This window comes from Aliihoeflea sp. (assembly GCF_052435475.1).
Taxonomy (GTDB): Bacteria; Pseudomonadota; Alphaproteobacteria; order Rhizobiales; family Rhizobiaceae; genus Aliihoeflea.
The window spans coordinates 46,452-62,467 of sequence record NZ_JBQVMV010000014.1 but is presented as its reverse complement, the minus strand read 5'-3'; the positions used below and the strand labels follow the sequence as shown (position 1 = coordinate 62,467).

General features: G+C 65.9%; 17 protein-coding genes. 5 read left to right on the top strand and 12 right to left on the bottom strand.

All coding sequences use genetic code 11. From position 1 onward, the window contains the following. Window positions 1-60 precede the first annotated feature (60 nt). Window positions 61-576, top strand: coding sequence for a gamma-glutamylcyclotransferase (locus tag ACT6QU_RS15130; RefSeq protein ID WP_444564384.1), 516 nt, complete (start codon window positions 61-63; stop codon window positions 574-576). Here the strand turns inward: ACT6QU_RS15130 and ACT6QU_RS15125 are convergent. From ACT6QU_RS15125 to ftsE, 4 genes are all read right to left on the bottom strand, one after another. After that, window positions 569-1,372: a lysophospholipid acyltransferase family protein gene (locus ACT6QU_RS15125; protein ID WP_444564383.1), complete on the bottom strand. Its 804-nt coding sequence runs from the start codon at window positions 1,370-1,372 to the stop codon at window positions 569-571. The two genes, ACT6QU_RS15130 and ACT6QU_RS15125, sit on opposite strands and share 8 nt — an antisense overlap. A 64-nt stretch (window positions 1,373-1,436) precedes the next feature. Next, on the bottom strand, window positions 1,437-2,141 hold the full coding sequence (locus ACT6QU_RS15120; RefSeq protein WP_444564382.1) for a YdcF family protein: 705 nt from the start codon (window positions 2,139-2,141) through the stop codon (window positions 1,437-1,439). A 109-nt stretch (window positions 2,142-2,250) separates the two neighbouring features. Beyond that, window positions 2,251-3,213, bottom strand: coding sequence for a cell division protein FtsX (locus ACT6QU_RS15115; protein ID WP_444564381.1), 963 nt, complete (start codon window positions 3,211-3,213; stop codon window positions 2,251-2,253). Beyond that, entirely contained in the window at window positions 3,206-3,865 is a 660-nt protein-coding gene (gene ftsE / locus ACT6QU_RS15110; protein ID WP_024587039.1) for a cell division ATP-binding protein FtsE, read from the bottom strand. Before ftsE ends, ACT6QU_RS15115 begins: the two co-directional genes overlap by 8 nt. Before the next feature lie 150 nt (window positions 3,866-4,015). On the opposite strand from ftsE, the gene ACT6QU_RS15105 reads away from it, so the two are divergent. Genes ACT6QU_RS15105 through ACT6QU_RS15095 form a run of 3 tightly spaced genes read left to right on the top strand, consistent with a single transcriptional unit; the run spans window position 4,016 to window position 5,510 of the window. Next, window positions 4,016-4,603, top strand: coding sequence for a hypothetical protein (locus tag ACT6QU_RS15105; protein WP_444564380.1), 588 nt, complete (start codon window positions 4,016-4,018; stop codon window positions 4,601-4,603). After that, the gene (gene hpt / locus ACT6QU_RS15100; protein WP_444564379.1) at window positions 4,603-5,148 is read left to right on the top strand and encodes a hypoxanthine phosphoribosyltransferase; all 546 of its coding nucleotides are present in this window, start codon (window positions 4,603-4,605) and stop codon (window positions 5,146-5,148) included. The genes ACT6QU_RS15105 and hpt overlap by 1 nt, the downstream gene beginning before the upstream one ends. Then, window positions 5,145-5,510: a response regulator gene (locus ACT6QU_RS15095; RefSeq protein ID WP_024587036.1), complete on the top strand. Its 366-nt coding sequence runs from the start codon at window positions 5,145-5,147 to the stop codon at window positions 5,508-5,510. The genes hpt and ACT6QU_RS15095 overlap by 4 nt, the downstream gene beginning before the upstream one ends. Before the next feature lies 1 nt (window position 5,511). Here the strand turns inward: ACT6QU_RS15095 and ACT6QU_RS15090 are convergent, their stop codons facing one another. From ACT6QU_RS15090 to argH, 4 genes are all read right to left on the bottom strand, one after another. Continuing rightward, window positions 5,512-8,064 carry a TIGR02302 family protein gene (locus ACT6QU_RS15090; RefSeq protein ID WP_444564378.1) on the bottom strand — a complete coding sequence of 851 codons (2,553 nt, stop codon included), beginning with the start codon at window positions 8,062-8,064 and terminating at the stop codon, window positions 5,512-5,514. Between the two features lie 107 nt (window positions 8,065-8,171). After that, window positions 8,172-9,437 carry a diaminopimelate decarboxylase gene (gene lysA, locus ACT6QU_RS15085; protein ID WP_444836692.1) on the bottom strand — a complete coding sequence of 422 codons (1,266 nt, stop codon included), beginning with the start codon at window positions 9,435-9,437 and terminating at the stop codon, window positions 8,172-8,174. Between the two features lie 12 nt (window positions 9,438-9,449). Continuing rightward, on the bottom strand, window positions 9,450-9,662 hold the full coding sequence (lptM, locus tag ACT6QU_RS15080; protein WP_024587033.1) for an LPS translocon maturation chaperone LptM: 213 nt from the start codon (window positions 9,660-9,662) through the stop codon (window positions 9,450-9,452). Between the two features lie 37 nt (window positions 9,663-9,699). Further along, entirely contained in the window at window positions 9,700-11,121 is a 1,422-nt protein-coding gene (gene argH / locus ACT6QU_RS15075; RefSeq protein WP_444564376.1) for an argininosuccinate lyase, read from the bottom strand. A gap of 30 nt (window positions 11,122-11,151) precedes the next feature. Here argH and tlpA point away from each other — a divergent pair, with 30 nt between their 5' ends. Then, window positions 11,152-11,826 carry a thiol:disulfide interchange protein TlpA gene (tlpA, locus tag ACT6QU_RS15070; protein ID WP_444564375.1) on the top strand — a complete coding sequence of 225 codons (675 nt, stop codon included), beginning with the start codon at window positions 11,152-11,154 and terminating at the stop codon, window positions 11,824-11,826. A gap of 185 nt (window positions 11,827-12,011) precedes the next feature. Here the strand turns inward: tlpA and ACT6QU_RS15065 are convergent, their stop codons facing one another. Genes ACT6QU_RS15065 through ACT6QU_RS15050 form a run of 4 tightly spaced genes read right to left on the bottom strand, consistent with a single transcriptional unit; the run spans window position 12,012 to window position 15,830 of the window. Then, window positions 12,012-13,331, bottom strand: a complete 1,320-nt coding sequence (locus tag ACT6QU_RS15065) for a branched-chain amino acid ABC transporter permease (RefSeq protein ID WP_444836691.1) — start codon at window positions 13,329-13,331, stop codon at window positions 12,012-12,014. After that, on the bottom strand, window positions 13,328-14,329 hold the full coding sequence (locus ACT6QU_RS15060; protein ID WP_444564373.1) for a branched-chain amino acid ABC transporter permease: 1,002 nt from the start codon (window positions 14,327-14,329) through the stop codon (window positions 13,328-13,330). Before ACT6QU_RS15060 ends, ACT6QU_RS15065 begins: the two co-directional genes overlap by 4 nt. Window positions 14,330-14,331: 2 nt before the next feature. Further along, entirely contained in the window at window positions 14,332-15,036 is a 705-nt protein-coding gene (locus tag ACT6QU_RS15055) for an ABC transporter ATP-binding protein (RefSeq protein ID WP_024587029.1), read from the bottom strand. Further along, window positions 15,033-15,830 carry an ABC transporter ATP-binding protein gene (locus tag ACT6QU_RS15050; protein ID WP_444564372.1) on the bottom strand — a complete coding sequence of 266 codons (798 nt, stop codon included), beginning with the start codon at window positions 15,828-15,830 and terminating at the stop codon, window positions 15,033-15,035. Before ACT6QU_RS15050 ends, ACT6QU_RS15055 begins: the two co-directional genes overlap by 4 nt. Window positions 15,831-16,016: the final 186 nt, after the last annotated feature.

The following is a 16,016-nucleotide window of genomic DNA, read 5'->3' as shown; positions in this document are numbered from 1 at the left end:
CGTGCCTCGCTACCCCGGTCCGGTCGGATCGACCGGCGTTCGAACTAAACTGACGGCGATATGGGCGATTTTTGGGTCTTTGGCTACGGCTCGCTGATGTGGCGACCGGGCTTTGCGCATACGGAGACGCATCGGGCGCGGCTGCACGGCTATCGCCGGGCGTTGTGCGTGCGCTCCTTCGTCCATCGCGGCACGGAGGAGCGGCCGGGTCTCGTGCTCGGGCTCGACCGCGGCGGCTCGTGCATCGGCATGGCGTTTCGCGTGCCCGAAGCGCTGCACGCGGAGGTGATCGACTATCTTCGCGCGCGCGAACTCGTCACCAACGTTTATCTGGAACGACGCCTGCCGGTCAGGCTGGAAGGCGGACCGGTCGTCGAGGCGGTGACCTATGTCGTCGACCGCGCGCACCAGCAATATGCCGGCCGGATCGACGCAGAGGAGGCAGCGCGCGCGGTGGGCGGCGCGGTCGGGAAGTCGGGACCGAACGAGGAATACGTCCTCAACACGGTCGCGCATCTCGAAGCGCTCGGCATTCGCGATCACTGGCTGGAAAGCGTCGCCGCGAAAATCAGCTAGCCTTGCGCGGCGCCGGCTCGACGCCGAGCGCCTTCAGGCGGTCGAGCGCGGTCGGCGGCAAGGGCGGGCCGGAGGGATCGCGCGCGACCTCGACCAGAAGCTCGTCGCAGGCAGCTTCCGTCTCGCGGACCAGCCGTTCGAGAAACACCTGCTTTTCGAGCCCTGGCTCGATCGGCGGCAGGAACTTCGCGCGGATGGTGCCGGGATGGCGCAGGAACTTGCGGCGCGGCCAGTAGAGCCCCGCCACATGCGCGACCGGCACGACCGGCACGTTGAGGGCGGCGTAGAGTTCGGCGATGCCATATTTGTAGGCCGGTTCGGCGCCCGGCGCCCGGCGCGTGCCTTCGGGATAGATGATCAACTGGCGGCCGTCCGCCATGCGCTCGCGCGCCACCCGCACCGCCTGTTTCAGCGCCTTGGAGCGGCTGCCGCGGTGGATCGGGATCATCTTCATCTTGCCGACATACCAGCCGAAGAGCGGTATCCACATGAGTTCCCGCTTCAGGATGTAGACCGGGTCCGGCATGTAGGGAAAGAACGCGATCGTGTCCCAGAAGGACTGGTGCTTGGGCGCGAGGATGTAGCCGCCTTCCGGCAGGTTCTCGAGCCCCTCGATCTTCCGATCCGTGCCGGCGATCACCTTCATCAGCCACATGCTGGTGTGCGACCATGTACGCGGCACGAACCAGGCGAGATGGCGCGGCAGGAAGAAGTATATCGGCGTCCAGACGATCATCTGGACGATCAGGCTCGCATAGAAGGCCACGTTGAAGGCCAGCGAACGGATTTGCAGCATCAGGCAGGCTCGCGTCGGAATGGACCGTCGCTGGTTACACGATGAGGCGTCAAAGGGAAACGCCCTATCGCTCGACCGGGCCGTTGCCCGCACCCGCCTCGACGATCACCGCCGGCACGTCGCCCGAGCGCGACGGCATCACCGTCGTGCGGGCGAGGGCGGCGAGGTATTTGGTGTACTCGGTGAAGAGCACCCGCAGCGCATTGCGGCTCGCCAGCCACTGGCCGCCGTCGAGCCGGTTGGTGACGACCGGATAAGGCGTCAGCCGCGCGTTCTGCAGCGCGTGGCTCATTTCGAGCAGGCTGCGCGGCATATGGTAGTTGTTGGTCACGACGATGGCGCTGCGAAAGGCGTTCTGCTCCAGCCATTTGGCGCTTTCGGCGGCATTGCCGATCGTGTCGAGCGCATCGCGGTCGATGTCGACGCAGCAGGTGAAAAGGTCCTCATTGGCACCGGTGGCACGCTGGATGTCGAGCGGGCGGGCGACGGGATTGACGCCGGAGATCAGGAGCCGCTGGCCCCGTCCTTCCTGGAGAAGCTGCACCGCCGCGTCGAGCCGGGCAAAGCCGCCGGTCAAGACGATGATCGCATCCGCGCTGCCCGGATCGCTCGGTGTTTCCAGCCGGCCAACATGGGTGGCGAAGACCAGGAAGCCGCCGGAAAAGACGAAGCCGAGGCAAAGAACCACGATGATCGCGACGCGAAACGTCGCCGGCAGGCCCCGCCTTCCGGTTTCGCGCTCAAATCCCCGCGCGCTCGTTCCTCGCATGTTCTTCAGCACCAGATAATGTCGCCCATCGTTACGCGGCGAAGAGACCCATGGGTAGTGCCTTTAAACGCATGAACACACAAAACATTTCCATTCGTCGCGCGCGAATTCAGTCGTGCTGGCGCCCGTCGAGTTCGGAAAGATATGCGGCGACGGTGAAATGGGTGGTGGCGGCTGTCAGGATCGTGACGGTTGCGGCGACCAGCGCGACGCCCGCATAGCCCGTCAGACCGATGGCGAAATTGCCGAACAGGGCCGCGGCCTGGTCGCCCTGCGGCGTCGCCAGATTGGCCGACGACCAGAGCGAGAACCCGACGAAGACAACGATGGCCGCAACGCCGCCGATCGCAGCGCCTTTCAGGCCCGTCAGGAGAAAATGCTGGCGGAACTCGCGGGCGATGAAGCGGGCCTCGGCGCCGACGAAATGCAGCACCTCGATGATGTGCCCGTTGCCGTCCATCGCGCCTCGCGTCGCGAAGACGACGGTCAGCACCGTCGCCGCCAGCATCAGGCCGAGGATTGCGATGCCGATCGCGACCGTCGTGCGGGCCATGGCGACGAGCCGGTCGGCCCAGGTGCGATGGTCGTCAAGCGCGGCGCCCGGCACCTGTTCGGCCAGAAGCGCGCGCATGGTGGCGAAATCGGGCGGCGTCGAAGGATCGATGGTGACGATGACGAGGCGCGGGACGGGCAGTTCGTCGAGGTCGAGCCCGGTGCCGAGCCAAGGCTCGAGCAGGCGGGCGGTCGCGTCCTCGTCGACGATCGAGGCGCTGCGCACGCCGGCAAAGCCCGCCGCCAGTCCTTGCGCCGCAACGAGCGCCCTGTCCATGTCCACGCCGTCGCCTGGCTTGATCTGGATCGTCGCCTCGCGGGAGATCTCCGTCTGCCAGGCCGCCGAGGAATCGCGCACCAGCGTCACCGCGCCGAGCGTCAGGCAGGACAGGAACGTCATGATCGCGATCACGACGACGAGCGCGGTGCCGGCGACGTTCTGTGCCGGGACGATCGGTGTCAGCGCGCGCCGGGCGGTACGGGCGGGCAGGGCGGGGGCGTGCTCGGCGATCTCAGTCATAGATGTCGAGCCTGCCGCCGGTCAGCACCATGCGCCGCGCGTCGACCTGGTCCATCAGGGTCAGGTCGTGGGTGGCGATGACAACGGCCGTGCCGAGCCGGTTCAGTTCCATGAACAGCCGCAAAAGCCGACGCGCCAGCGGCGGATCGACATTGCCGGTCGGCTCGTCGGCCAAAAGCACGTCGGGCTGCTCGATCAGGGCGCGGGCGATGGCGGCGCGCTGCTTCTCGCCGCCCGAAAGAACCGGCGGCAGCACGTGCATGCGCTCGCCAAGCCCGACCCATTTCAAAAGTTCGATCACGTCCTGACGATAGCTCGCCTCGTCCCGCCCGCGCACGCGCAGCGGCAGCGCGACGTTCTCGTAGGTCGTCAGATGGTCGAGCAGGCGGAAATCCTGGAACACGACGCCGATGCGCCGGCGCATCAAGGGCAGTTCGCGCGGCGAGATGCGCGCGCGGTCCTTGCCGAAGACCGAAATCAACCCGCGCGTTGGCTTCAGCGACATGAAGAGGAGGCGCAGGAGCGTCGTCTTGCCGGCCCCCGAGGGCCCGGTCAGGAACTGGAACGAGCGCGGCGGCACCTGAAACGAGACGTCGCGCAGCACTTCCGTGCCCATTCCGTAGCGCAAGCCGACATTTTCGAACTGAATCACCGCACCGACCTTCACCGGAATCACGAACCACGCACAGCCAGGCCCCGGACGACCTTGGTCCGCTATGGTTAACGAGGCGTTAAGAATCCTCCGGCATGCAGGGTCCCCGAGCGAAGCCTTAACCATTTGCGCTTAAAGCCGGTCGGATCAATGTCGCAGGAGATGAACGCGCAGATGCAGGGCGTTCCCGATCAGCCAAGGCTCGTCGCGGGCGAGGTCATGCCCGCCGAAGCGCCCAAGCGCGCCGATCCGCCGCACGCATCCCCGAACGATCCGGTCCCACCGGCGCGGCGCTTTTCAGGGTTCGGCGCGCATGAGCACAGCCGCGCCAAGGCCGGTCCAGTTCTCTTCTGGTCGACGGTCCTGCTCTCCACCTTCCTCGTATTCTGGGTCGCGGGCGGCCATCGCATGGTGCTCGATCCGCTCGCCGAGACGATCCGCAATTCGCCGGCGCAGGCGTTGCAGATCGAAGGCGTCGCGAGCCGCATCGAGCGGCGCGAAGGGCGCGCCTTTCTCGTCGTCGACGGCGCGGCGCGCAACAATGGCAGGGAGGCGCTGGCGCTGCCCTCCATCGTCATCTCGGTCGCCGAGACCGACGGGCCGACGCTGCGCTATCATCTGGCGACGAATCAGGCCGTATTGGCGCCCGGGCAGGCCCACGCGTTTTCAAGCCGCCTCGACGCGCCCCGAAACGGCGTCGCGTCGGTAACGATCACTTTTCAGGAAGGAAGCCGCTAATGCCCGTCGTCCGCGGCAAGGATATCGAAGTTCTCTACTCCGCCTCCGCGATCGCGCGGCGCAATCTGGAACTCGCCAAGGAGATCGCCGAGCGTCACTATGACGATCTCCTGGTGATCTCCATTCTCAAGGGCTCGTTCATCTTCGCGGCGGACCTGATCCGCGCGATGCACGACACCGGCCTATCGCCGGAAGTCGAGTTCATCTTCATCTCCAGCTATGGCGCGGGCACGACCAGCGGCGAAGTGCGCGTCCTGCGCGACATCGACAACGAGGTCGCCGGGCGCGACGTTCTCCTGATCGACGACATTCTCGAATCGGGCAAGACGCTGAAATTCACGCGCGAACTGATGCTGTCGCGCGGCGCCAAGAGCGTGTCGATCGCCGTCCTCCTCGACAAGACGATGCGCCGCCAGACCGACCTCGACGCCGATTTCACCGGCTTCGAATGCCCGGACTATTTCGTCGTCGGCTACGGCATGGACGTCGCGCACGCATTTCGCGAACTGCCCTTCGTGGGCGTAGTCAAGGGAGATGCCGAATGAAGCGCATTCTCGTCGTCGAGGACGATGCCTCGGTGCGCACCTTCACAGCGCGGGCGCTTTCCGTCGACGGCCATCAGGTCGAGATGGCGGAGGACGGCATGGAAGGACTGGAGATCATCACGCGCGACGCGGGCGGTTTCGATCTGATCCTCTCCGACATCCGCATGCCGGCTATGGACGGCATCGAGATGGCGAAGGAAGCGAAGGCCTCGTTCCCCTCGCTGCGCATCCTGTTGATGACCGGCTTTGCCGACCAGCGCGAGCGCGCGAGCGATCTCGAACAGGTGGTGATCGATGTTGTCGACAAGCCGTTCACGCTCGCCGACATCCGATCGGCGGTGTCGCGCGCGCTGACGCACTGATTCAGCGCATTTCCAGCAGCCGTTCGAGGTAGTCGCGCTCCAGTTCCGGGCTGAGCGCGTTGCCCAGCCGCTCGCGGATCGCCTCCAGGATGCGACGCGCCCGCTGGACGTCGATCTCGTCGGGCACGCGCACCGTGTCGCCGAAATCGGGTCCGGTCGTCGCGCGGGGGCGACCGAGCGGATCGCGGTCGGCGCCCTGACGGCTGCGCCCGCCGGGCTGCTGGCCGCCGCCTTCGCCTTCCATCGCCTGCTGCATCTGCTGCATCATGTCCTGCGCGCCGCGGCGCAGCGCTTCGAGCGCCTGGCCCTGTTCGCCGACGGCCCTCTCGCCCTGGCCTTCGCCAAGCGATTCGCCTGCCTGGCCCATCGCCTCGCCGGACTCGGAAAAGCCTTCGCCAGGCTCCATGCCCATGCCTTCGAGCGCTTCCATCATCGCTTCGAGGTCCTGCCGGAGCTGGCCCTGGCCCTCCTGCAACTGGCGCATCGCCTCGGCAAAGTCTTCGGGCGACATCTGGCCGCCTTCGCCCTGCTCCCCCTGCTGACCCGGCTGCTGCTGACCCTGCTGGCCTTGCTGCATCTGGAACGTCTCGTTCATCAGCTCCTGCTGGCGGCGCATGATCTCGCCGAGCTGATCCATCTGCTGGCGCATCTCGCTCTGCTCGCCGCCCTGCTGCTGTTGCTGGCGGCCGGCCTGCAGATTGTTCATCATGTCCTGAAGCTGCGAAAGCAGTTGCTGCGCCTCGTCGCGCGCGCCGGACTTCGCCAGTTCCTCGATCTGGTCCATCATCCGTTCGAGGTCGCTCTGGCGCATTTCCTGCCCGTTCTGGGGCATGGGCATGGCCTGCTCGGGATTCTGCATGGCGCGTTCGGCGAATTCGCGCAGGAATTCCTGCATCGCCTCGCGCAATTCGGCCATAAGCTGCTCGATCTCCTCGTCCGAAGCGCCTTCCTCCAGCGCCTTGCGCAATGCTTCCTGAGCCATGCGCAGGCGACGTTCGGCGTCGGTCAGCGAGCCGTCCTCGATTGTGACCGCGATCTCCCAAAGATAATCGACGACGCCGCGCAACTGGTCATCGCTCGACGCCTCGTCGAGACGCGCCCGCGCGGCAACGATGCCCAGATAGTGCGTCAGTTCGGGGATCGTGTCCTCGGGCCGGAGAGTGATCGCGTCCATCAGATCGAGCACGCGCTGCCTGGCATTCGCGTCGAGCGCGAGAAGCTGGCGCTGTTCGACCAGCGCCAAAGCGAGCGGGTTGGTGAAGGGGCGTTCGGGCAGGGTGAAGCGCTCGACGTCGCTCAGCCCCGTCTGGCCTGCGCCGTCCTCGGCTTCCAGCGTCAGGTCGACAAGCGTTCCCGCCCACGGATGCTCGGTCAGGTCGCGCGAGGTACGCGCGACGATCTCGTCGCCGCGCCGGCGGGGCAGGGTGAGGCGCATTTCCGGCGCATCATAGAGCGGGCGCGCGCCCGGTGCCGGATCGGCAGGCGCGAACAGGGCCTGCGCCGAAACGGTGCCGTAGTCGTCCTCGATTTCATAGGTCAGTTGGAGTGCGCCGTTGACGGCCCGCGTCGGCTCCTCGGCAAATCGGATCTGGGGGGCTGCGTCGGGGGTGACGGTGAACGACCAGTTGACGATCTCCTCGCCTTCCGCGTCCCGGCGCAGCGACAAAAGCCCGTCGGCCGCGAGGGGACCGGAAAACTGGCTCACCGCCTGCGCTGCGCCTGCCCGGCTCGATGCGGTGACCGGCGCCGTCGGCGCAGTGGGCTCAAAGGCCGTTTCCTCGGCGGTGTGCGCGTCGAGATAGCTCAGCGCCTCGGCGCCGGTGCCGCCGGTCACACGCACGGCGACGATAGAGCCTTCTGGAACGGTGAAGAGGCTCTGCGCCCGGTTGGCGTCGGCGGTCATGTAGAGCGGCGCCTTGCCGGTATAGGCCGGCGGCGTCACCCAGGCGTCGATGCGCGGTGGGATGATTTGAGGACCTGCAGCAGCCCGGAAACCGTCCGTCAGCGAACCGCCGCCCGGCCCAAGCGAGAAAGCGAAGGCGACCACGAAGAGAAGCGGCGCGACGGCGCGCAACGCCCAGGGGTCGCGATCGGGAATGCCGGTGCGCGGAAGTTCGCCCTTCAGGCCCTTCAGGTCGCCGGCGAGACGCCTGCGATGTTCCTGCCAGAGGGCAGCGGCAAACGGGTCGTCCCTGCCGGCAAGCTTGTCGTCCTGGCTGCGCAGCGGCGCATGCCGCAGCGCGTTGGACGTCTCGATCCGACGATCGATCTCAGCGGCGGTCGGATTGCGGAACAGCCGTAGCGGCCACATTGCGACAAGAGCCACCACCGCGAACGATGCGACGAGCCCGAGCCGCGGCCAGTCCGGCAGAATGCGGAAGACGCCGAGCCACGACAGGCTGACGAACAGCGAGACAACGACGCAGAGCGGCAGCAGGAGGGGCCACAGACGCTCGACGAGCATCGACGCGCGTGTCGAGACGCGGGTGCGACGCAGGCCGACGATCGGGCCGCTCTTGAGAAAATCGCTTAGTCGTTTGAGGTCAATGGCCATCAGCCGTCCGCTTCATCCGCGTTCCTGGCGGTATCGGTGTCAGGATAACAGCAAACGCGGCGAAGGCGAGGCCGGCCACCAAATCGTGAAACCGGCCCGCGGGTCGTTCAGAGCCAGTCGGGGATTGAATCGAGGCCGATTAGTTCGTCATAGGTCGGGCGCGGGCGAACGACGTGGAATCGGTCGCCGGACACCAGCACTTCGGGCACGAGGAGGCGCGTGTTGTAGGTGCCCGCCTGCACGGCGCCATAGGCACCCGCAGTCGACACGCAGATCAGGTCGCCCGCCTTCATCTTCGGCAAGTCGCGGTCATGACCCAGATAATCCCCCGTCTCGCAGACCGGGCCGACGATGTCGACATTCATGCGCGGCGCGTCCACCGGTTGTTCGACCACCGGGCGGATGTCGTGGAAGGCGTCGTAGAGCGTCGGGCGGATCAGATCGTTCATCGCCGCATCGACGATCAGGAAGTTCTTGGCGTCGCCTTCCTTCAGATGGACGACCTGGCTGACCAGAATGCCGGCATTGCCGGCGATCAGCCGGCCGGGCTCGAAGATCACCTTGAGGCCGAGCGGCTTCAGCCGGCGGCGTACCATCTCGGCATAGGCGTCTGGCAGCGGCGGCGGGGCGTTGTCGATCCGGTAGGGAATGCCGAGCCCGCCGCCGACATCGATATGCTCGATCGCATGGCCGTCCGCCTGCAACTGGCCGACGAGTTCGACCATCAGCGCGATGGCATCGTCGAAGGGCTGCAATTCGGTGATCTGGCTGCCGATATGGGTGTCGACGCCGACGATCTTGAGCCCCGGCAACGCGGCCGCGCGCGCGTAGGCCTCGCTTGCCCGCGCGAGCGCGATACCGAACTTGTTCTCGGCCTTGCCGGTCGAAATCTTCTTGTGGGTCTTTGCATCGACGTCGGGGTTGATGCGCAGCGAGATCGGCGCGACCTTGCCCGCCGCCTGCGCGCGTTCCGACAGAAGTTCCAGCTCGGGTTCGGATTCGACGTTGAAGCAGTGGATGCCGGCCTGAAGCGCGAAGTCCATCTCGCGCGCGGTCTTGCCGACGCCTGAAAAGACGATCTTCTCGGCCGGAATGCCCGCGGCGAGCGCGCGGCGCAATTCGCCTTCGGAGACGACGTCGGCGCCGGCGCCGAGCTTTGCCAGCGTCTTCAGAACCGCCTGGTTGGAGTTCGCCTTCATCGCGTAGCAGACGAGCGCGTCCATGTCGGCGAAGGCGTTTGCGAAGACGGTGTAGTGGCGTTCCAGCGTCGCGGTCGAATAGCAGTAGAAGGGCGTGCCGACTTCCGCCGCGATGTCGAGCAGCGAGACTTCTTCGGCGTGGAGGACGCCGTTCCTGTGTTCGAAATGGTTCACGGGCGCGGCTGTCTAAAGGAGGCTGTCGAGGATGAACGGACGATCGCGGACAGGCCGTTCGGGCTGCGGTGGCACGGGGCTCACATCGTTGTCGATCGCTTCCTGACGCGCCTCGACTGCGGCCTCGTAAGGCGTGTCGAGCGGCCCGCGCCGCCCGCAGGCGGCGACGCTCATGGCGATGGCCGTCAGGAGCGCGACGGATACGAAAAGTCTGCCAGATGCCATGAAGCCCGTCCGGATCGATGCGATTTGAGTTTCGTCTTTAGCGGCTTTTGCGCTTCGTTGCATCCTGTTTCAGGCGCTTCGTCCAGTAGCGGATCTGGCGGCGCACTTCCTCCGGGGCGGTGCCGCCGAAGGAGGTGCGGCTCTTCACCGAGGCCTGAACGGAGAGCACCTGGAAGATGCCGTCGGTGATGCGCTCGTCGATCGATTTGAGCTCGTCGATGGTCAGCCGGTCGAGCGTCACCTTGCGGCTTTCGGCGAGCGCCACGGCGCGGCCGGTGACGTGATGCGCCTCGCGGAAGGGCAGGCCCGCCTCGCGCACCAGCCAGTCGGCAAGGTCGGTGGCGGTCGAGTAACCGGCGCCGGCGGCCTTCTTCATCGCCGCGGTCTGGATCGTCATGTCGGCGATCATTCCGGTCATCGCCGCGATCATCAGGTCGAGCGTCTCGGCCGCGTCGAAGACGGCCTCCTTGTCTTCCTGCATGTCCTTGGAATAGGCGAGCGGCAGGCCCTTCATCACCGTCAGGAGCGCGATCATGTGGCCGTTGATGCGGCCGGTCTTGGCGCGGATGAGTTCGGCGGCGTCCGGGTTCTTCTTCTGCGGCATGATCGAGGAACCGGTCGAGAACTGGTCCGACAGGCGCACGAAGCCGAATTGCGGCGTCGACCAGATGACGATCTCTTCGGCGAGCCGCGACAGATGCGTCGCGCAGATCGAGGCAGTGGAGAGGAATTCGAGCGCGAAGTCGCGGTCGGACACGGTGTCGATCGAGTTGCGCGTCGGCTCGCGGAAGCCGAGCGCCTTCGCCGTCATCGCGCGGTCGATCGGAAAGCCGGTGCCGGCCAGCGCGGCCGCGCCGAGCGGGCTCTCGTCCATGCGTTCGATCGCGTCGCGCACGCGCGACAGATCGCGGCCGAACATCTCGACATAGGCCATGCAGTGATGGCCGAAGGTGACCGGCTGGGCGGTCTGAAGATGGGTGAAGCCGGGCATGACGGTCGCGGCGTGCTCTTCCGCACGCCTCAGGAACGTCTCGATCAGGCCGACGAGCGCTGCGTCTGTGCGCTGCAGCTCTTCCTTGACCCAGAGGCGGAAATCCGTCGCCACCTGGTCGTTGCGCGAGCGCGCGGTGTGGAGCCGTCCGGCGGCCGGGCCGATCAGGTCGGCGAGCCGCGCCTCGACATTCATGTGGATGTCTTCGAGCCGGGCGGAGAATTCGAACGTGCCGGCCTTGATCTCGCCGAGGATCTGGTTCAGCCCTTGCGCGATCTTGTCGCGGTCAGCGGCCGAAATGATGCCGGTTTCGGCCAGCATGTCGGCCTGCGCGAGCGAGCCGCGGATATCCTGCGCGTACAGCTTCCTGTCGAAGCCGATCGAGGCGTTGATCGCTTCCATGATGGCGGCGGGACCCGAGGCAAATCGTCCGCCCCACATCTGGTTGCTAGCCTTCTTTTCGCTCATCGTGATATCCGAATCCCCGGAGATAGACATATGACTGATGGCAAATCGAACCTTCCGGCGGGCCGGCTGATCGGGATCGCGGCCGTCGCCGGCGTTCTTGCCGGTGCGCTCGGCGTATACGTGATGGGCGGCCCCTCTGGCAACAATGCGCCGATGGTGGCGGGCGCCGCGCCCGACCCTGAGGCCATCGCCGCCTGCAAGGCGAAGACCGAGGCGGTCGCTGCCATCGACCCGCTGATCACCGGCGAGGTGGCGGCGATGCTGCCGGCCGATCCGCCGCGCCTCGTCTCGGACATCGCGTTCAATGATCCGAACGGCCAGCCGATGCGGCTTTCTGATCTCGGCAAGGTGACGCTGGTCAATCTCTGGGCGACATGGTGCGCACCGTGCCGCGAGGAAATGCCGGCGCTCAACCAACTCCAGGCCGAGTTGGGCGGCGAGGATTTCGAAGTCGTCGCGGTCAACATCGACACCGGCGATGACACCAAGCCCAAGGCGTTCCTCGAGGAGACCGGCGTCGACCGTCTTGCCTACTATCGCGACAACACGCTCGGTCTCTTCAACGATCTGAAACGGCGCAACCTCGCCGTCGGCCTGCCGGTGACGCTGCTCGTCGATGCTGAGGGCTGCCTCCTCGGCCACATGAACGGCCCGGCCGAATGGGCGAGCGAGGATGCCAAGAGGCTGATTGAAGCAGCGATGTAACCCCCTCGGGGGTCATCCCGGAGCGGCGCAGCGCGTCAGCGTTGCGTCGAATCCGGGACCCATTCCGTGCCGTCGACCTCACGGAATGGGTCCCGGCTCTCATCTCGTTTCGCTCGATTTCGGTCGGGATGACGCGTGAGGGAGCACATGAGCAAAAGGGCGCCTCGCGGCGCCCTTTTTCAGTTTCAGTGCCTTGCCCGGGATATGCGCTCGGGGATCAGCCCGCGCGGGCTGAAGCGCAGGCACAGGAGCAGGATCAGGCCCATCATCAGCGGCCGCATATAGGGTGCGGCGTCGACGAGTTGCGCCCGAACCGGGTTCGAGGCGTCCATGCCCGAGGTCAGGACCGACATCACCCAGCCGCCGACCGGTTCGGCCTCGACCCAGACGAACCAGATCAGGAAGCCGCCCAGCACCGCGCCCCAATTGTTGCCGGAGCCGCCGACGATCACCATCACCCAGATCAGGAAGGTGAAGCGCAGCGGCTGGTACTGGCCGGGCGTGAACTGGCCGTCAAGCGTCGTCAGCATGGCGCCGGCGATGCCGACCACCGCCGAGCCGAGGATGAAGACCTGGAGATGGCGCCGGGTCACGTCCTTGCCCATCGCTTCGGCCGCGTCGCGATTGTCGCGGATCGCGCGCATCATGCGGCCCCAGGGCGAATTGAGCGCGCGCTCGGCCAGAAACATGATGATGATCAGCACGATGGCGAACAGGATCGCGTAGGAGAGCCGCACATAAAGCGCCGAGGCGAAGATCGGGTTCAGGTTCAGCGTCGTCGCCAGGTCGAGGAACCACGGTGCCTGCTGCAATTGCACCTCGTAGGCGACGGGGCGCGGCAGGCCCGAGACGTTCTTGACGCCGCGGGTCAGCCATTCCTCGTTGCGCAGGACGGCGATGATGATCTCCGAAATGCCGAGCGTGGCGATCGCGAGGTAGTCGGCGCGGAGTCCGAGCGCGATCTTGCCCACCATCCAGGCCGCGCCCGCGGCAAAGACGCCGCCGACGAGCCAGGAGAAGACGATCGGCAGGCCGAGGCCGCCCAGATAGCCGGTGCGGGCCGCATCATAGCCCTCGATCGCGGCGACGGCCGGATCGAAGAAATGACGGATGACGAAATAGCCTGCCACCGCGATCAGGATCGCGACGAAATTGCCCTTTTTGCCGTGGATGTTCTTGCGGGCAAGGACGATCAGGCCGACCGTGCCGACCAGCGCGACGATCGTCAGGCCGATGCCCGTCCCGCCTGCCTCCCATGCGCCGGGAACGGGCGGCATGGAGACGACGATGCCGGCGAGGCCGCCGAGCGCCGCAAAGCCCATGATGCCGACATTGAAGAGGCCGGCATAGCCCCACTGGATGTTCACGCCCAGCGCCATGATCGCCGAGATCAGGCACAGATTGAGGATCGTGAGGCTGAGCGTCCAGCTCTGCCCGAAGCCGACGAGCAGCAACAGGCCCGCCATGATCGAATAAAGGACGATGATGCGGTTTCGATTGCTCACAGCACTCTCCCCCGGAAAATGCCCGTCGGTCTAATCAACAGGACGATGACGAGGATCACGAAGGAAATCGCGAACTTGTATTCGGTCGACAGAAGCTGGACCAGCCCGTCGGGCGCAAAGCCCATATATTCGAGCACCCGCTTGTAGGCATAGGTCAGCGTCACCTCCGAGAAGGCGACGACGAACCCGCCGGCGATGGCGCCGATCGGTTGTCCGATGCCGCCGACGATGGCGGCCGCGAACATCGGCAGCAGGAGCTGGAAATAGGTGAAGGGGCGGAAGCTTTTGTCGAGGCCGTAGAGCACGCCGGCGATCGTTGCCAGCGCCGCCGCGATCACCCAGGTGACGCGAACCACCTTGTCGGGATCGATGCCCGAGAGCAGCGCCAGATCCTCATTGTCCGAATAGGCGCGCATGGCCTTGCCGGTGCGCGAATAGGTGAGGAACCAGAACAATGCGACGACCACGACGACCGCCACGATGACGGTGATCGCGACCGGCAGGCGGATCGCCAGCCCCTCCGCAAGCCCCGTCCACTCGCGGAACTCGCGGACGGTGATCAGGAAGCGCTCGCCATCGGCGAAACGCTGCTCGTTCGGCCCGATGATGAGGCGGACGATGCCGTTGAGGATGAACATGACGCCGACCGACGCCATGACCAGCACGATCGATGCGGATCGCTGCTGGCGATAGAAGCGGAAGACCGTCCGGTCGATGATCAGCGCCATGATGACGGCGCCGATGATGCCAATGGGGAGCGCCAGCAGCGCCGTCGGCAACGGCCCGAGCGTGACCCCCATCGAGATCAGCCACCAGGTCACCAGAATGGTGATCATGGTGCCGAACGCCATCAGGTCGCCATGGGCGAAGTTGGAGAAGCGCAGGATGCCGAAGACCAGCGTGATGCCGAGCGCGCCGAGCGCGAGCTGCGCGCCATAGGCGAGGCCCGGCAGGAACACGAAGTTGGCAAACATGACGAGGGCGTTGAGAAAGTCCATCGTCAACCTCCCAGGAACGAGGCGCGAACCTCGGGATTGGCGAGAAGGGCTTCGCCGGTGTCGGTGAAGCGGTTTCGGCCCTGGACGAGCACATAGCCGCGATCGGCGATGGCGAGCGCCTGGCGCGCGTTCTGCTCGACCATCATCACGGCGATGCCGGTGGCGGCAACGTCGAGAATGCGGTCGAAGAGTTCGTCCATGACGATCGGCGAAACGCCGGCCGTCGGCTCGTCGAGCATCAGCACGGAGGGCTGCGTCATCAGTGCGCGGCCGACGGCCACCTGCTGGCGCTGGCCGCCCGACAGTTCGCCGGCCGGCTGCCTGCGCTTTTCCTTCAGGATCGGGAACAGGTCGAAGACCTGCGCCATCGTGTCGGAAAAGTCGTCCTTGCGGATATAGGCGCCCATTTCCAGGTTTTCCTGGACGGTCATCGTGACGAAGACGTTCGAGGTCTGCGGCACGAAGCCCATGCCGGCCACGACGCGGTCCTGCGGCGAAAGCTTGGTGATGTCCTTTTCACCGAGGCGCACCTGGCCCTCGCGCAGTCCCAGCATCCCGAACATCGCCTTCATCGCGGTCGACTTGCCAGCACCGTTGGGGCCGACGATGACTGCGATTTCGCCCTTGTCGACGGCGATGGTGCAGGAGTGGAGAATGTCCGCGCCGCCGTAGCCGCCGGTCATGTTCTCGCCGATGAGGAAGCTCATGCGGCACCTCCCTGCTTCGCCTTGGGCGGCCGTTGCTTGAGGCCGGTGCCGAGATAGGCCTCGATGACCTGCTCGTTGGCCTTGACCTCGTCGACCTTGCCCTCGACCAGCACGCGGCCCTCGGCCATGACGATCACCGGGTCGCAGAGGCGGCCGATGAAGTCCATGTCGTGCTCGATCATGCAGAACGTGTAGCCGCGCTCCTTGTTGAGCCGCACGATGGCGTCGCCCAGCGTGTTCAGGAGCGTGCGGTTGACGCCCGCGCCGACCTCGTCGAGGAACACGATCTTGGCGTCGACCATCATGGTGCGGCCGAGTTCCAGAAGCTTCTTCTGGCCGCCTGAGAGGTTTCCGGCAAGTTCGTCGGCGACGTGGCTGATTTCGAGAAACTCGATCACCTCGTCGGCGCGCTTTCGAACCTCGGCCTCGCGCTCGCGCACCTTGGAGGGGCGCAGCCACACATCGACCAGCGTCTCGCCGGGCTGCGCGGGCGGCACCATCATCAGGTTTTCGCGCACCGTCAGCGTCGAGAATTCGTGGGCGATCTGGAAGGTGCGCAGAAGCCCCATGTGGAAGAGCTCGTGCGGCGGCATTCCGGTGATGTCCTGGCCGTCGAGCCAGACCTTTCCGGAGGTGGGTTTGTAATGGCCTGCGATCACGTTGAAGAGCGTCGTCTTGCCGGCGCCATTCGGGCCGATCAGGCCCGTGATGGAGCCCTTGGCGATTTCGATGCTTGCGCCATCGACCGCCTTGATGCCTCCAAAGTGCATATGCAGATCGTCTACCTTGATCATGCAATTCCCCTCGGCCGAGGTTTTTCTTGATTGTGCCGTCGTGAGAGGGGCTCGCATCCGCGGGGCGAGCCTTGCAGCGCGCATGCGCTCCGGCTGTCGCCTCGGTTCCTGACGCCTCTCCTCGTCGGATCTGCAGGGCCACGGCCTGACGCCCCGCAATTCGTGGGAGCGCCAATAGCGAGTGCA

Bases quoted from the DNA above. Each gene is read 5' to 3' on its own strand.
- ACT6QU_RS15130 (WP_444564384.1), top strand. From the start codon at position 61: ATGGGCGATTTTTGGGTCTTTGGCTACGGCTCGCTGATGTGGCGACCG.
- ACT6QU_RS15125 (WP_444564383.1), bottom strand. From the start codon at position 1,372: ATGCTGCAAATCCGTTCGCTGGCCTTCAACGTGGCCTTCTATGCGAGC.
- ACT6QU_RS15120 (WP_444564382.1), bottom strand. From the start codon at position 2,141: ATGCGAGGAACGAGCGCGCGGGGATTTGAGCGCGAAACCGGAAGGCGG.
- ACT6QU_RS15115 (WP_444564381.1), bottom strand. From the start codon at position 3,213: ATGACTGAGATCGCCGAGCACGCCCCCGCCCTGCCCGCCCGTACCGCC.
- ACT6QU_RS15105 (WP_444564380.1), top strand. From the start codon at position 4,016: ATGTCGCAGGAGATGAACGCGCAGATGCAGGGCGTTCCCGATCAGCCA.
- hpt (WP_444564379.1), top strand. From the start codon at position 4,603: ATGCCCGTCGTCCGCGGCAAGGATATCGAAGTTCTCTACTCCGCCTCC.
- ACT6QU_RS15095 (WP_024587036.1), top strand. From the start codon at position 5,145: ATGAAGCGCATTCTCGTCGTCGAGGACGATGCCTCGGTGCGCACCTTC.
- ACT6QU_RS15090 (WP_444564378.1), bottom strand. From the start codon at position 8,064: ATGGCCATTGACCTCAAACGACTAAGCGATTTTCTCAAGAGCGGCCCG.
- lptM (WP_024587033.1), bottom strand. From the start codon at position 9,662: ATGGCATCTGGCAGACTTTTCGTATCCGTCGCGCTCCTGACGGCCATC.
- argH (WP_444564376.1), bottom strand. From the start codon at position 11,121: ATGAGCGAAAAGAAGGCTAGCAACCAGATGTGGGGCGGACGATTTGCC.
- tlpA (WP_444564375.1), top strand. From the start codon at position 11,152: ATGACTGATGGCAAATCGAACCTTCCGGCGGGCCGGCTGATCGGGATC.
- ACT6QU_RS15060 (WP_444564373.1), bottom strand. From the start codon at position 14,329: ATGGACTTTCTCAACGCCCTCGTCATGTTTGCCAACTTCGTGTTCCTG.
- ACT6QU_RS15055 (WP_024587029.1), bottom strand. From the start codon at position 15,036: ATGAGCTTCCTCATCGGCGAGAACATGACCGGCGGCTACGGCGGCGCG.
- ACT6QU_RS15050 (WP_444564372.1), bottom strand. From the start codon at position 15,830: ATGATCAAGGTAGACGATCTGCATATGCACTTTGGAGGCATCAAGGCG.